The organism is Arenibacter sp. S6351L, assembly GCF_023016025.1.
GTDB classification, from domain to species: Bacteria; Bacteroidota; Bacteroidia; order Flavobacteriales; family Flavobacteriaceae; genus Arenibacter; species Arenibacter algicola_B.
This window is the reverse complement of record NZ_JALKBB010000095.1, coordinates 1-746: the sequence shown is the minus strand read 5'-3', so window position 1 is coordinate 746 and position 746 is coordinate 1. Positions and strand designations below refer to the sequence as shown.

General features: G+C 37.5%; 1 pseudogene. It reads left to right on the top strand.

Going from position 1 to position 746, the window contains the following annotated elements:
- Positions 1–293: pseudogene (locus tag MWU82_RS24040) on the top strand (hypothetical protein); the annotation flags it as partial.
- Positions 294–746: the final 453 nt, after the last annotated feature.

Sequence of the window (746 nt, the reverse complement as noted above, 5' to 3'; positions counted from 1 at the left end):
CTGCCAGGGTATTGGCCGAAAATACCATTGCGGATACCAAAGATGCGGAACAGTGGGTCACCACGGTATTTCAGCGTATCTTGGTTAGGAATCCCAAGGAGGAGGAAAAAAAGGTTTTGGAGGAATATTATACCGATGCTTTGGACAAATTCTTGAACGACAAGGAGAATGCCGAAAAATTGATTGCACAGGGAGAATATAAAAGATTGGATACGGATCCGGCAAAAACTGCCGCGCTCATGTTGACGGCACAGGTGATATATAATCTTGATGAAACGATTACCAAAGAATAAGGTTTATATGGGTAAGGATTAATATGGATTTTTAAAAGCTTGGTTTAGCTGTACAATGAAAAATGTTCTGGAATAATTTTAGGTGAGTGAAATTGGTCTTATATTATGATTCCAAATTGGAATGTTCCATAATATTAAGAAAGTCCTCAAGTTAATTGTGAATATTTTACGCCTTTAATTAAAAATATGTTGTTATTTTAGTATAAATAATGTAATATATGTAAAATGAGAAGTGTTGACTTCTCGGCTATGGATATCGGGTTTTTCGGCCCTTTCCAAGCGAAATCTAAATAGATGAAAATATAGTTCCCTAATGAAACAAAAAATAGGCATAGGAATAATTTTATCGGCCTTGGTGGCCCTGCTTTTCGCATTCAAGTCGGGGCTTTTCAAATCCTCCGGTGACGGGTATGCCGATCAGAAGCTGCCCGAGGTGGTGGATTATAATTTTCA